Source organism: Chitinophagales bacterium (assembly GCA_041392475.1).
Taxonomy (GTDB): domain Bacteria; phylum Bacteroidota; class Bacteroidia; order Chitinophagales; family UBA2359; genus JAUHXA01.
In genome coordinates this window covers 695004-709377 of the sequence record JAWKLZ010000002.1, presented here as the reverse complement: position 1 = coordinate 709377, position 14374 = coordinate 695004, and the positions used below count along the sequence as shown (strand labels likewise).

At 36.7% G+C, this 14374-nt stretch carries 11 protein-coding genes; 5 read left to right on the top strand and 6 right to left on the bottom strand.

The annotated features are described in order from the left end of the window. Positions 1 to 8: 8 nt before the first annotated feature. The gene (locus R3E32_16265; GenBank protein MEZ4886291.1) at positions 9 to 341 is read right to left on the bottom strand and encodes a DUF2834 domain-containing protein; all 333 of its coding nucleotides are present in this window, start codon (positions 339 to 341) and stop codon (positions 9 to 11) included. Beyond that, positions 338 to 985: a DUF4230 domain-containing protein gene (locus tag R3E32_16260; GenBank protein ID MEZ4886290.1), complete on the bottom strand. Its 648-nt coding sequence runs from the start codon at positions 983 to 985 to the stop codon at positions 338 to 340. The genes R3E32_16265 and R3E32_16260 overlap by 4 nt, the downstream gene beginning before the upstream one ends. Positions 986 to 1193: 208 nt before the next feature. On the opposite strand from R3E32_16260, the gene R3E32_16255 reads away from it, so the two are divergent. The 3 genes from R3E32_16255 to R3E32_16245 all read left to right on the top strand — a co-directional run bounded on the left by R3E32_16255 (position 1194) and on the right by R3E32_16245 (position 6141). Continuing rightward, complete coding sequence (locus R3E32_16255; GenBank protein ID MEZ4886289.1) at positions 1194 to 1601, top strand: hypothetical protein; 408 nt, start codon at positions 1194 to 1196, stop codon at positions 1599 to 1601. A gap of 90 nt (positions 1602 to 1691) precedes the next feature. Then, positions 1692 to 5111, top strand: a complete 3420-nt coding sequence (locus tag R3E32_16250; GenBank protein MEZ4886288.1) for a M4 family metallopeptidase — start codon at positions 1692 to 1694, stop codon at positions 5109 to 5111. A gap of 289 nt (positions 5112 to 5400) precedes the next feature. Beyond that, positions 5401 to 6141 carry a hypothetical protein gene (locus R3E32_16245; GenBank protein ID MEZ4886287.1) on the top strand — a complete coding sequence of 247 codons (741 nt, stop codon included), beginning with the start codon at positions 5401 to 5403 and terminating at the stop codon, positions 6139 to 6141. A gap of 38 nt (positions 6142 to 6179) precedes the next feature. On the opposite strand, the gene R3E32_16240 is transcribed toward R3E32_16245, so the two are convergent. Both R3E32_16240 and R3E32_16235 read right to left on the bottom strand, forming a co-directional pair. Next, on the bottom strand, positions 6180 to 6950 hold the full coding sequence (locus R3E32_16240; protein MEZ4886286.1) for a tetratricopeptide repeat protein: 771 nt from the start codon (positions 6948 to 6950) through the stop codon (positions 6180 to 6182). 5 nt (positions 6951 to 6955) lie between these two features. Then, complete coding sequence (locus R3E32_16235) at positions 6956 to 7540, bottom strand: sigma-70 family RNA polymerase sigma factor (GenBank protein ID MEZ4886285.1); 585 nt, start codon at positions 7538 to 7540, stop codon at positions 6956 to 6958. Positions 7541 to 8187: 647 nt separating this feature from the next. On the opposite strand from R3E32_16235, the gene R3E32_16230 reads away from it, so the two are divergent. After that, positions 8188 to 8520, top strand: a complete 333-nt coding sequence (locus R3E32_16230) for a hypothetical protein (GenBank protein MEZ4886284.1) — start codon at positions 8188 to 8190, stop codon at positions 8518 to 8520. 379 nt (positions 8521 to 8899) lie between these two features. Further along, positions 8900 to 11872: a CHAT domain-containing tetratricopeptide repeat protein gene (locus tag R3E32_16225; GenBank protein ID MEZ4886283.1), complete on the top strand. Its 2973-nt coding sequence runs from the start codon at positions 8900 to 8902 to the stop codon at positions 11870 to 11872. Positions 11873 to 11881: 9 nt separating this feature from the next. Here the strand turns inward: R3E32_16225 and R3E32_16220 are convergent, their stop codons facing one another. Then, entirely contained in the window at positions 11882 to 13240 is a 1359-nt protein-coding gene (locus tag R3E32_16220; GenBank protein MEZ4886282.1) for a (Fe-S)-binding protein, read from the bottom strand. Between the two features lie 108 nt (positions 13241 to 13348). Further along, complete coding sequence (locus R3E32_16215; GenBank protein ID MEZ4886281.1) at positions 13349 to 14362, bottom strand: MBL fold metallo-hydrolase; 1014 nt, start codon at positions 14360 to 14362, stop codon at positions 13349 to 13351. Positions 14363 to 14374: the final 12 nt, after the last annotated feature.

The window sequence follows — 14374 nt, the reverse complement described above, 5'->3', positions numbered from 1 at the left end:
CTGCTTAACTATCCATTTTGAATTTTCTCTATCTTAACTTCTCGAACATATAGAAAAAGTGGAAAAGCGAAAGCCAAGGCAATCAAAAAAGTAAGCGGTATAAAAATCCACCAATATTTGATTTTGAGGTGGATAGACTCTGGAATGTACCACACAAAAAAGGCTATTGCAACTACAGAGATATCCATAGCAATGGATTTGGCGGGAAAAGTAGTGACAGTCAAGGCAATGAAATTTGTCATTGAAGTATCTGCCTCGGTCAGGAAAAATTGGATATTGTAGTACCAAGTACAAGAAATTCCTAGTATTGATAAAAGCAAGTAAACATGTTTTCGTTTCATTTTACTGGAATTTTCCGTTCTTGCTCCAATTCCTCCAATTTCCCATCAATAGGCATTTCAGGTGTACCCATTTCGACTTTCCAGCCACTTTCTCTGGCTACCCCCGTAATCATGTCCAGCATTTCGATGGCTTGAGAGCGAGCAGCAGAAATAAGACTACTTTTGAGGGCAGTGCTGCGGATGGTATCTTTGGCCGTTTTGTTGAGTTTGGTAAGCGTCGCTTCGTCAAAACTATTGAAGATGCCATCGTCCAAATTGAAGTAACTGATGTCGGGATCAATCGCAATGATTTCTGGCTCAGGTAGGTTTTCGATGTAAATGATTCGATTGGTGTGGTCAAAATTGATTTTGAGTTGTTCGAGGTCATAACCCACCGATACCTTGGCTTTGACCTTCAAAATAGCCGTTTTTCGAAAGCCTGGCAAATCAAAACCGTAAAAGTCTTGGTAGCGAAATACATCGGCAAACTCTCCTTCAACGACCACAATCTTGAAAACCTTTTTGATTTTCTCCAAAATCACCTGAGATTCTTGTTCAGAATGAATTTCGGGCTTCAAGTCCAAATCGGTCATCTGATACATGAAATATCCGCCAATCAATACACCTATAATAATAGCAAGCAAAGTGCCTAAAAATTTTGCCATAGCAAGGAAATTATTTTGAATTTTTAAGTTTCACTTAAAGGTAGCTGTTATTAAAATTTTTTCAAAATCTATATTTTCCCTAAATTGTCGTATCTTAATCTAACACAATCTTGAAATAACCTCTATGAAAGCATTTTTTTATCAGTTTGGCAGTATTTGTTTTTTGTTGAACATTTGTTTTTGGATGTCTTGTAGCAATAAACAAAACATGAAAAAAACGGGAGATATAATGGCAACCGAATATGCTGAAACAGTGATAGTAGGGCATGGTGGGGGCTTTACAGGGGCAGTCACTCAATACATCATCGCAACAGATGGACAAATCACTAAGACCTATGGTATGCCATCGAAGGATGCAGATACAATATCTTTGAGTAGGGTAAGTGAAGAACAATTGAAGCAAATTCACGAAGGTTTGGACAGCCTACAATTGAAGGGAATTTCGTTTAACTATCCGGGGAATATGAATTGGTTCATCACCATCGAACAAGGAGATAGCATTAAAAACACCATTTTATGGGGCGAACCTAATGACCACAAAATAGATGCAGCAATCAAAACCTACCACAATACCGTATTGGAGTGGGTGCAACAAATAGAAAACGACAAACAATGACGAAAGCAAAGCACAAGCTCAGAAATTAAGCGTAACTTCAATGAATGATTTCCTAAATCATCCTAAAATAAAATTAAAACCTATCAGACCATGAAAAAATCATATTTTAACTATTTGATTAATAAAGTTTTATTTCTTATTGCAGTCTTTTTTCTTATGAAAGGAGAAGCTGTTGCACAATCTACTTCAATGGATATTACTGCTAAAAAAGGATTGAAAAAAATAGCAAAAACTACAAATTCACAACTCCTTTTGAAGCCTTCATTTCTCAATAGCCATACAGAGAAAAAACCGCAAGAACTGGTTAAAAAAGAATTGAAGTTCAAAACTTTGCATTTTTTACCCGAAAAGGTAGAACAGCAGGTAGAGGTATTGAAGGAAGTAGATAAGTCTATGAAAATCAATTTTTCTAACCGAAACAATACCCCGTATTTCATCAGTGGTAAAAATCTCCATCCCGTTGATTTATACAAAAGTAGTGCGGCTACCAAAACAGAAGCGGCATACAATTTTATGAACACCTACAAGGATTTACTTCAAATAAACAATCCTTCAGCAGAATTCAAAGTGAAAAGTGTAGAAAATGATGTGCTGGGCAAAACACATGTTCGATTGTCGCAGCAATATCAGGGAATACCTGTTTGGGGAAGCGATGTAGTTGTGCATTTGAACGAAACAGGTGTTGAAGCCTTCAATGGTCGCTACGAAACAACCCCTTCGCTGCAAAGTGTGGAAGCAAAAATTTCACCTGCAATAGCCTTGGAAACCGTTGAAGCTAATCTGCAGACTTTTACTCAAATTGAAGTATTGTCGGAACGAGCCAAAGAATTGATTCACTATGAAGATCAGGTGATAAACTTAGTAATCTACCCGCACCAAAAAAAGCAACGATTGGCATGGCAGGTTCTTTACTTTGCCAGTTTATCAGACCGTTGGGAATATTTTGTGGATGCCGAGACAGGGGAGGTGTTGCACAAATTTCAGCATATCTGCAAGGATGGCCCTACGAATGCAACAGCGCAAGATCTGAAGGGAGTCAACAGGAGTTTGAATACCTATCAGATTGGCAACACCTATTTTATGTTGGACACTCAACGCCCAATGTATGTTGCCAATCAATCACAACTACCCGATGATCCTGTGGGTGGGATTTTGACATTGGATTTGAGAAACAACCCTCTGGGCAGCATCAATTCCCAATTGGAGCATGTCACATCTACCAATAACAACTGGAATACCCAAAGAACAGCGGTGTCAGCACACTACAATGCGTCGGTTTGCTATCAGTATTTTTTGGAAAAACATCAAAGAAATTCACTTAATGGAAAAAACGGAACGATAATATCTATTATCAACATTGCAGAAAATGATGGAGGAGGAATGGACAACGCTTTTTGGAATGGTTATTTTATGGGGTACGGAAGTGGTCAAACTGCCTTCAATGCGCCTTTGGCAAAATCTCTTGATGTGGCAGGACACGAGATGACACATGGTGTAATTCAAAACACGGCTAACTTGGTGTATCAGAATCAATCAGGTGCATTGAATGAGTCCTTTGCAGATGTATTTGGAGTGTTGATTGACGATGATGACTGGACATTGGGCGAAGATATTGTGAATCCGAGCGTGTTTCCTTCTGGAGCTTTGAGGAGTATGTCGAATCCGAATAATGGTGCATCACCCAATCAAAATGGTTGGCAACCAAAGCATATGTCTGAATACCGCAATACTTCTGCGGACAATGGCGGTGTTCATATCAATAGTGGTATTCCAAACAGGGCTTTTTATTTGTTTGCTACACAAGTCGGAAGACCCAAAGCAGAACGAGTGTATTATCATGCTTTGGCGAATTATTTGACACAATCCTCTCAGTTCATTGACGCAAGATTGGCGGTTGTGAAAGCGGCAAAGGATATTTATGGCGACAATGCTGCGGAAGTGAGTGCAGCCCGTTCAGCTTTTGACCAGGTAGGTATCTTCAATGAAAATGAAGAAGTGGGAGAAGGAGGAGATGTGACGGACTACGAAATAGATTTGCCCGCCGTGCAAGGTGAAAACCACATGGTGGTGATGGATGCCTCAAATGGTGATCCCAATGCTATATATGATATGCTGCTCAATACTTCTAATGAACTTCAAAGTTTTAAGGCATTGACTACGGATGCTTTTCCTGCAATCAGAAAACCGAGTGTGGAAGAAAATGGGACGACTGGCTATTTCGTATCTGACGACAAGCATGTGTATGAATTGTCTTTGAATGGTAGCACTGGCCCACAGCAAATTAGTGAAACTGCTGAATGGGACAATGTGGCGATTTCGCCTGATGGTCGAAAAGTGGCTTTGGTGAGTATTTTTATTGACCGATCTATTTATGTGCAGGATTTGGTGACTGGCGAATCCAGACAATACCTGCTTTCCAATCCTTCAACGGCGGAAGGTGTGGACGAAAGTGAGCCACAATATGCGGATGTTATTGAGTGGGATCCAACAGGGCAGTATATTTTGTATGATGCGCTGAATCTTTTGAGTAGTAATTTTGGATCAGAAACAAACTATTGGGACATTGGCATATTGAAGGTATGGGACAACAGCAAAAACGGATTTGACAATGGAAATATCTTCAAACTGTTTTCTTCTTTACCTGATGGTGTGCAAGTAGGAAATCCGACTTATGCCAAAAACTCACCTCACATTGTCAGCTTTGATTATATCAACAGTTTTACGGGCGATAATACTTTGGTGGCTGCCAATACCGAAACAGGAAAAACCAAGGATATATTTGTCAATTCGATTCTCAACTATCCTTCTTATTCTCCAAATGACAATGCTTTGGCTTTCAGTACCATCAATAATGGCGATACCATCATTGCAGTAGTGCCAATGGCTGCTGATAAAATTACGCCTTCGGGCAATGCATTTGTTTTGGTAACAGAAGCCAAATTCCCTGTGTGGTATGCCAAAGGAAGTCGATCTTATCAATCTCCAATAGCTGATTTTGTGGCAAATGTGACGGAGGCAACTGTGCCTATAACGGTGAATTTCTTTGACAAATCAACGAATATTCCTACCTCTTGGTCTTGGACTTTTGAAGGAGGAAACCCTGCAACTTCTAATCTTCAAAACCCAATTGTCACCTACCAATCACAAGGGAATTTTGATGTTTCGCTGACGACTACCAACCCTGCGGGTAATGATTCTGAATTCAAAAATGGCTATCTTTCCTTGTTTGCAACCGATATTGAGGAGGAACAATCTGGTCTTCAAAGTTTGTTGATTTTTCCCAATCCAAGTGACGGAAATTATCAACTGCAAATAGAATTGGTACGTCCTGAAAATGTGGTATGGACGGTTAGCAACCTAATGGGACAAGAGGTCCTGACTGAACGTTTGGAGCAGGCTAAGAAGGTGCTTAAAAATATAGACTTGACCAACTATCCGATAGGCACGTATTGGCTAACATTGAAGGTTGGTACTACACAGAAAACATATCAATTATTGAATATGAAATAAGTTTTGATTATTTAACTTGTTGTTTCTAATATAAAAGCCCATAGCCAAACGACTATGGGCAAAAGAGAGTACTTTAACTAATAGGGATGATATGTTCGAAACAAGATTTTTTGAAATCATCTTTGTTTTCTTAACAAAGAGCAGTGACCTTTAGACCATAAAATTGAAGGTGGGTCACATCTTATTTCTGATATTGTCATTTGATAATAAAATCTTTTTAAATTGACAAATTTAATATGATTGTAAAATATATATTTTATTTGCCTTACAGAAACACATACTATAAACAATGGATACACTTGCTAACACAAGCAAATTTACATTATTAGAAAAGACATTGGCTTGGTCAGTGCAAGCATTTACTGCTTCTGGAGCAGTAGCTGGATTTATGGCTATTGTGGCTATCAGCGCACATGAATGGCAAAAGGCAATGATGTGGTTGTTGATAGCATTGATTATTGATGGGATAGATGGGACTTTTGCTCGGCTGTTTCGGGTCAAAAAGGTGCTGCCAAACTTTGATGGCAAGGCAATGGATTATGTGATTGATTTTGCCAATTATGCCATTATACCAACTTATTTTTTCTATGAAGTAGCTATTGTGGATGAAACTTGGCGAATGCCTTGTGTAGTGGTTATGTTGATTATATCAGCGTTTTATTATGGAACTCCTGGAATGGTTTCCGATGATTTTCATTTTGTAGGTTTTCCCGTGTTGTGGAATATTGTAGTACATTATCTTTTCTTCGTATTTACCTTTCCTTCAATGGTGAATGTAGTGCTTATTTTGTTCTTTGCGATTTTGCATTTTGTGCCTATAAAATACTTGTATCCGAGTCGAACTTCTAAGATGATGGTATTGAACATAGCGAATACTGTGCTGTGTATGGTGAGTAATGCAATGGTTATATGGCTGTATCCTGAAGTGAATATTTGGTGGATGGCCGCTTCAATAGGGAGTATTCTTTATTTTATAGTCATGGGTTTATACAACACTTTTACGACACAGATAGAAAGAAATAAACAGTAGAATGAAAAATTATTTGGTTAGTTTTTAATAGGATTTTGTTACGAAAGTTTTTTCAATAGCACTTTTGCTAGTTTATGATTCCATAGTTTTCTATCTATAATTTCTTGGAGTTCTTTTATACCCATTTTGCCATCTCCTTTTTTTAGATACGAGAGAGCCAAATACCATTTTGCCTCATCCTCGGTATAACTGTTTTGTAAAGTGATGATTTGCTGAAAAGTACGAATGGCACTGTCAGTTTCTCCCAAGTTGTAATAGCAACTACCTTTTAACAAAGTCATTTTTTCATCCGATACAGACAATTCTTGAATAGCATTTAAAGCGGCTTTATAATCACCAGTTTCGTGAAGCTCGTATATTTTTTTGACAGTATTTTCTATATTTTTAGGAGTATCCCCTCTACGAGCATCTGCATACGAAAAATTAGCGGTTTCGCTCCAATAGTGACTGGCCAACTGCTCGGGTGAATTGTAAGAAACAGGAATAAACCAATAAATGGCTACAAAAAGCAACAACATTGCAGCAATTCTAAAGGCATATTTACCTATTGGATTATGGCGAATGGTGTGAAGCCATTTAGTAGGTTCAACTGTTTGTGGTGAAGTGTCTTGAACAATCTTTTTCCATTCTTCAATTTTTTGTTGCTTGTCAAACTCCTTAAGAAATGCATCTGATTCTATTATCAATGATAAGTATTCACTTAAACCTTCTTCTTTTCTCAGCCTTTCTTCAAAAGATATTTTGGCATCGCCAGTCATTGTGCCCTCTAAATAGGATTCTAATAGTGAAAAATCTTTGTCGTTAATCATCATAATTAGTTTTTAGATGAATTTAGAATGATTGCAATTTTTTGGAGTAGAGTTTTGCGACATCGAGATTTTGCCATCTTAATAGCATTGATACTTACGAAACCAAGAGATTTTTGTAAGTCTTTTAGCTTTTTTTTGTGAGCAATAGATTCAATAAGCAATGATTGACATTTTTTGTCTAGTTGTTTCATTGCTTCATTCATCGCTTTTTTACGATTTTCATCTTTTAAGTTTTTGTTTGCTTGGTTTTCAGCTTTTATCAATGGATCAAAGTTTTCATCGCTATAAGTCTTTTTTTTATTATCCTCAAGAGATTCAATAGTTTCAGTGTCTTTTGAATAGACTTTGTTTTTTCCTCCTTTTTCCTTCCTTTGTATATTGAGCCATTTATTTTTTGCACTTATATAGATAAATGCTTTTAAATTCCCTTTATGTTTTACCTTATTGTCTTGCAGATCTTGCCAAAATTGATGTATTGATTCCATAAAAACATCTTCTGCATCTGCTTTTGAATGTGTTAATTTTATTAATCGAGGAATACAATAGGTATGTGCCTGCTTCAAAAAATGTGTGAAACTTTCTTTATCCATTAGAAGAACACTTTTTTCTTAAAAGGTAACATTCATTGATGAGAATGAGAAAAAAAATAAAAAAAATAAATTTATTCCAAAGATACTTTTTACTTGATAAATAATTGTTTAGAAGTCTAAAAAAATGAAAAGCGACAGGTATTTAAGGGCAAATTACATTCCAATTATGTTACCTTTTTGAAGAAAGAGTGTTCTGTATGTGAAAGTCAGCAACAATCGTTATACAGCTCGTTTATCCATGAAATAATTGGAGGCTGATGCATAGCTGACTACTCTTAGGGTTCAGCTATGCTTTTTTTAATTAGAAACAAATCATTACACTTACACTATACTCAACGATTAAAACGTGGCTATTGTATATAATTTCAAGGGTTCATCGTTTTAATCGGTTATGTGAAATAAGCAATTGTTATGAAATTTGTTTAAGCTAAAAAAATAGTTAGAAATATTTATATATGGTTGATTATTTTTGAAATTCAGTCATATCCCTTTTGAAATTCAAAAACCTAAAGTCAAGAAAACAAAAGTCATTACACTCATATTTTATTATGCACATAAGGAAAGTAAGCGACTATTAATTTATTTGATTAATAGTCGCTATTTTGGTATTAATGCACACCGTTTTAATCAAATATGATGCTATAAATATGTCAAAACCTGATATTAACGTAATTAAAATTAAGTGCAAGCCTAAAGGTCAAATACTTATTACTGTAATCGGAAAGGAGCCTAATCCTCAGAATTTCACAACAAAAATAACGCTCTCTGTATTTGCCAATGAACCCAATTGCACGAATAATCCAGTTGAAGCTTTGTGGAATGTTTCTTCAGGTGCATACATAGGTACAGGTACTTTTGATGGAGAATTGGTCCCTGATTCACATGGGTACAATGCAGATGTAGATTTTTTTTTAAATGGCAGTTCTACTGGCACAGATAGAAATATTCCTGTTGAAGTAGAAGCGGAGGCAGTCGTTTAGTTATCATGCTAATGTAGCAATAAAAATATAAGTATTCTTTATTTTTTGGAGTAATAGCGTCAGTTTTGATATAGATATTGTAACTTCGACCTAACGAGTTACTATAACATTGCTGAATATGTCAAAGCCGATGCTTTTTTTTAGGTGTTTAATACTAGCGGCTTCCATTTTTACTTCTATTAGTTGTTTTTCTTCAAATGTCTCACCTGCTCAAAATATATATTTTGAGCGCGCCTTCCCTCCGTATATCTACTTAACAAAGGCAGACTCTCTCATCAAATTAGGTATATTTGATACAGCAGAACTGTACATCAAAAAAGCACAATCTATTTATCAACTTAGGAAACAATTTGAGGCATCTATAGAATGTTCTATTGCGTTGTCAATTTTATACTTTGAAATAGGAACATTCAGCCAAAATAGGAACTGTATTGCGTCTGCAATAGAAGAAGCACATAGAGTCGGGTTATATGAAGAACATCCAATTTTCGGTAAAATATATTGGCAGCAGGCTCAATTATTTTATACAGAAGAAAAATGGAATGATGCAGCTTATTTCTTCAATAAGGCATGTAGTATATTTGCTTGTGAACAAGATTGGGAAGATTATGCATGGGTTAAATTTGTCATTGGGACTATGGCTTATTATGTAGGAGATTTTAGCAAGATGGAATGCGCACTCAATGAGAGTTTAATGATTGGAGAGACCTTAAAAGAAGATAAAGTATCTTTGATGACCAACATTCTTTATACTTTAGGAGTGTTCTATGAATTGAAGGGAGATTACAATAGGGCATTAGAGATAAGCCAAAAAGCCTTGTTAATGCAAGCGAATAGTACAGACTCTACTACAATTGGAACACTGTATAATAATATAGGTGCTATTTTTTATGCTAAATGTGATTATGAGCAGGCTATTAGTTTTTTTCAACAATCCATACTTATCTTTCAAAAAATAAGAGGTGAACAGAGTCTTGATTGTGCAGAAATTTATGCAAATATTGGTTTGGCGCATTTATACCAAAAAGAATTTGATGAAGCACTTCAATACTTTTACAAAAGCTTAGAAATAACTCATAGTGGTTTGAATTCTAATGAGATAGAAAATACAATTATTTGTTACAATAATCTTTCAAAAACGCATTTTGATTTAGGTAAATACGATACAAGCTTTTATTTTGCTCAAAAATCCTTTGAGATTAATCAAGATAATCAGGGGTATATAGATGTTACTTACGATCAATTGAGTGCCGTGTATAAGGAGCGTAAAGAATATCAAAAAGCGTTGAGGCTAAACGAAGATGCACTACGAATCAGGAAAGATAAATATGGAGAAAGACATAAAGAGACTGCTGACAGTTATAGGAGAATTGCAGAAATCTACTACGAACTGAATCAGGTAGATATTGCTTTGGCTTATTGTCAAAAAGCATTGATAGCAGTATCTCTTGATTTTAATAGTGAAGATATATATACTAATCCAAGCCTGAACAACGTGAACGATAGGAATAGTATCACGGAAATACTGGAATTGAAGGGGACGTTATTGACCTTATCGTTTCAAAAAGAAAAGAAGCAGATTGATTTATTGAAGGGTGCTCTTGATAGTTTTGAACTGGCTATCAGTGCGATGGATAGTATGAGGCGTGATTTTCAGGCAGATGCTTCAAAACATACATTGGCTGCCAAAGCTTTACCAATATATGAAAAAAGTATTCAGACGGCTATTGAACTATCGGATTGGTTTGGCAAAAATGGGGTTGATTCTGTGCAAGTCACTAATCAATACCTCCAAAAAGCTTTCCAATTTGCAGAAAAAAACAAAGCTGCCATTTTATTAGAAGCCATTAAAGAATCGAAGGCACTATTGTTTTCCAATATTCCAACTACTATATTGAAGCGAGAGGAAGATTTGAAGCGGGATATGGAATTTTATGAACGCAAACTTTTTGAAAAAAAACAAAAATCTAAGGATAATGCAGATAGTCTAAAAATGTCTTTTTGGGAATCAAAAATATTTGATTTATCACAAGAATATCAAGGATTGATTGATACCCTTGAGCGAGATTTTCCTGATTATTATCATTTAAAGTACAACATTGAAGTGGCTTCGATTGAAGAACTTCAAACAAAGTTAAAAGATAAGGATGAAACTTTACTTGAATATTTTGTAGGAAAACAGAATGTATATGTTTTTGTTATTAATGCTAATAGCATTGAAGTACGCAAGACTCCTAATGACATAGTGTTACAACAACATTTTGAAACATTGGTACAAAGTTTAAAACTTAATCCTTTTCAAACAGCAGATGTAAAGGAAGCATATTTGGCTTATCTGCAATCTGCTCACTGGATATACCAATATTTGGTGAAAGATATGTTGCCTGAAAAAAATCTAACAAATCAGATTAAGTCGCTCACTGTTATTCCTGATGGAATCATGGGGTATATTCCCTTTGAAGCATTGCTGGTACAATATCCCAATAATGTTGAAAAAATAGATTTTAGTTTAGCAAATCTTGATTATTTGATAGAAGAATACAGCCTTAGTTATGCTTATTCTGCAACCTTGTTATTAGAAGGTTTAGAAGAAAGTAGCAAAAGTGTGGCGAAGGGTAGTTATATAGGATTTGCTCCTGTGTTTGAAAAACAAGTGAAGTCTGATACGACTAAAAGCTACGGTAGTTGTTTGACAACAGAACTTGAAACATTGGCAGAAAGTGAGTTGGAGGTAAAGCGATTGGGGGATATGATGAATGGCAAGGTGTTTTTGAAGGAAGAGGCTACTAAGCAAAATTTTATGAAAAATAGAGCTAATGGGCGTATTCTGCACTTAGCCACTCATGCTTGTTTGAGTCAAGCAGACCCAATGTTCAGTACTATTCATTTTGTAGACGATTATTTATCAACGTACGAATTGTTCAATATTCGATTAGATGTGGATTTGGCCATATTGAGTGCATGCAATACAGGTTCTGGAACGTATATACCTGGAGAAGGTATCATGAGTTTGTCCAAGGGATTTTTGTATGCAGGTTGCCCGAGCATCATCACAAGTCTGTGGAGTGTCAATGACAAAGCATCTGCCGAGATTATGTTGAATTTACATGTCAATTTATTGGAAGGACAATCTAAGAATGATGCGTTGCGGAGTGCCAAACTGCAATACTTGGAGACAGAGCCCAATCGGTTACTTCCTCCTTACTTTTGGGCAACATTTGTGCATATTGGCAACCCAAAACCGATTGAGTTAGATTCTGTATCTTTCCTTACTTTTGGATGGATAATAGGCATCTCATTTTTTATTTTCTGTTTCTTATATCTTGTGAGCAGGAATAGGACTATGTTTTAAGAAAAAAACTCAATTGTTCTCCGTTTCTGTTTCTAACTCCATCATCCAATTTGCTCGGTCATCGGGGTTGAATTTCCAAACTGCGTAGTTGGTTTCGATATTGTTGAACATTAAATTCCATTCTTCTGGAGAATTGGATTCCTCCAAAATCAAATAACGACGCAATTCCATAATGATGTTCAACGGATTGATGCTCACAGGACATTCTTGCACACAAGCATTGCAGGTAGTACAGGCACGCAGTTCTTCCACCGAAACATAATCGTGAAGCAATGATTTACCATCTTCAAAATCTATACCATTGGCTCTTTTTGCCGCCCCCAGCTCTTCGGCTCTATCCCGAGTATCCATCATTATTTTTCGAGGCGAAAGCAATTTCCCCGTTTGGTTGGCAGGGCAAGCTTCAGTGCAGCGACCACATTCTGTACAGGAATAGGCATCCAACATATTTTTCCAAGTCAAATCGGTCACATCTTTTGCGCCAAATTTTTCGGGTTGAGCATTGACATCTTCTTCGGGCATCGGGGCATCAGGGTTCAGCATCAACTTGATTTCCTCCGTAATTTTGGGCATGTTTTTCATCTCGCCCTTTTGTTCACCTTGATCCAATGCACCAAAATAAGCATTTGGGAAGGCTAAGAAAATATGCAAATGTTTGGAATAGGTGACATACACCAAGAAAGCAAAAATGCCTAAAATGTGCGCCCACCATGCTGTGCGTTCAATGATTATCAAAGCAGTTTCAGAAAACCCTGCAAATGCGGGAGCAAACAATCCCGATACCAAAAAGGTGCCTGTTGTGTGGTAATGTGCAGACGCATATTGTGTTTGAAGTGTAAGGTCTGCAGCGTTCATGGTCAAAATGGCGGTCATCAACACAATTTCAATGACCAAAATCAAATTGCCGTCCAGTCCTGGCCAACCTTCCATTTCTTTTGCCTTGAAGCGAGCTTTCTCTGTAATATTTCGGCGAATGAGAAAAACTACACAGGCGATAATTACTGCAACTGCTAACAATTCAAAAAAGCCAATTAGGAAGGTGTAAAATCCACCCAAAATTGGGGCGAACATGCGGTGTGTGCCAAATAGCCCATCCAATACGATTTCCAATACTTCAATATTAATCAATAAAAATCCTGCATAAATGAAAAAGTGCATGATTGCAGGGGTGAATTGGCGAAACATTTTTTTCTGACCAAATGCCAACAGTGCCATGTTCTGCAATCTTTGAGCAACATTGCCGCTTCTATCCTCGGCTTTACCCAGTTTAATGTTGCCACTGATTTCCAATACTCTGCGGCGAAAAAAGTAGGCAGTTGTGCCCAAAGCAATCACAAATAGCACTTGTTGAAGTAGGATTGGTATCATAAGTGAATGAATATAGTATGAGTTATGGAGTATGGATTTTGAAGCAAGAAAAAGCCATTGTTCAAAATATCACTAAAGAATAGATTCTTTACAAAGCGAAATTAAAAATTAAATGGCAAAATACCGCAATCCATCGGCTGTTTTTAGTACAAAAATACTATTTTCTGCCAGCAGTAAGTCCAAATAGCCTACGAGCATAGGAATGGTGGGCAAAGAAAAGTTTTTGCCGTACAGTTTTTGTATCAAACCAAAAAAATCGGAAACTCCTTCACTTATCCACTTCAAACATTCTGCTTTTCTTTGGTGGATTCGACTCAATTGTTTTTCGATAATAACTTTTGGATAGTCAAAAGGTTCATAGTGACCCGGGTAAACAATGTTGATGTTCAATTTTGAAAATTTGTCGTAGGAGTCCAACAATTGAAGAATGCTTTTATTTCGAGTATAAGGCGGTTCTAAACATGCGTCAATGACAGGCGTGGGCGTGATTTTCAACAACATATCTGCCGAAAATAATTGAAGGGTTTCTGGCTGATAAAAGCACACCTGATTAATGCAATGTCCTGGTGCATAGATAATTTGCCATGTTTGTCCGCCAAATTGCAGCGAGCCTTCCATAGGAAATGTCTTGACACGATTTGCAGGAATGGGCAACCAATAACTATCGAATTTGGTGAAAATGCTTTTGAACAAACCATTTACAGGAGAATCTCCCATTGCCTCCAAGCCTTCTGAAATAATTTGGAGGCGAAGTTTACGCATTGTCTCCAAATCGACAGCCCAATCGTAGGCGTATTCCGATACCCAAATTTCAGCATCGCTGTGTTCGCATATTCTGCCCGCCATGCCAATATGGTCTATGTGTGCATGGGTAATGATGACTTTTTTGATGTCTGAAATTTTTAAATCATTTGCAGCCAGTTCTTTTTGAAGGGTTTGCCAACTCGCATCCGAATTTTCTCCGCAATCAATGAGCGTAGGTTCTGGATGCAAATACAAATAAGCATTGACGGTTTTCATTCCAAAGATGGTGGGAAGAACTATGCGAATAGGAGGGGAGTAAGTGGTAGAATTATTGGAGAGAAACGTAGGTTCAGGGATAATGGGTTTGATTTTTTTCATTTGGATTGTCAA

What these genes read in the sequence shown, in the direction of transcription:
- R3E32_16230 (MEZ4886284.1), top strand. Translation starts at nt 8,188, where the DNA reads ATGTCAAAACCTGATATTAACGTAATTAAAATTAAGTGCAAGCCTAAA.
- R3E32_16220 (MEZ4886282.1), bottom strand. Translation starts at nt 13,240, where the DNA reads ATGATACCAATCCTACTTCAACAAGTGCTATTTGTGATTGCTTTGGGC.
- R3E32_16260 (MEZ4886290.1), bottom strand. Translation starts at nt 985, where the DNA reads ATGGCAAAATTTTTAGGCACTTTGCTTGCTATTATTATAGGTGTATTG.
- R3E32_16215 (MEZ4886281.1), bottom strand. Translation starts at nt 14,362, where the DNA reads ATGAAAAAAATCAAACCCATTATCCCTGAACCTACGTTTCTCTCCAAT.
- R3E32_16255 (MEZ4886289.1), top strand. Translation starts at nt 1,194, where the DNA reads ATGAAAAAAACGGGAGATATAATGGCAACCGAATATGCTGAAACAGTG.
- R3E32_16245 (MEZ4886287.1), top strand. Translation starts at nt 5,401, where the DNA reads ATGGATACACTTGCTAACACAAGCAAATTTACATTATTAGAAAAGACA.
- R3E32_16265 (MEZ4886291.1), bottom strand. Translation starts at nt 341, where the DNA reads ATGAAACGAAAACATGTTTACTTGCTTTTATCAATACTAGGAATTTCT.
- R3E32_16235 (MEZ4886285.1), bottom strand. Translation starts at nt 7,540, where the DNA reads ATGGATAAAGAAAGTTTCACACATTTTTTGAAGCAGGCACATACCTAT.
- R3E32_16250 (MEZ4886288.1), top strand. Translation starts at nt 1,692, where the DNA reads ATGAAAAAATCATATTTTAACTATTTGATTAATAAAGTTTTATTTCTT.
- R3E32_16240 (MEZ4886286.1), bottom strand. Translation starts at nt 6,950, where the DNA reads ATGATTAACGACAAAGATTTTTCACTATTAGAATCCTATTTAGAGGGC.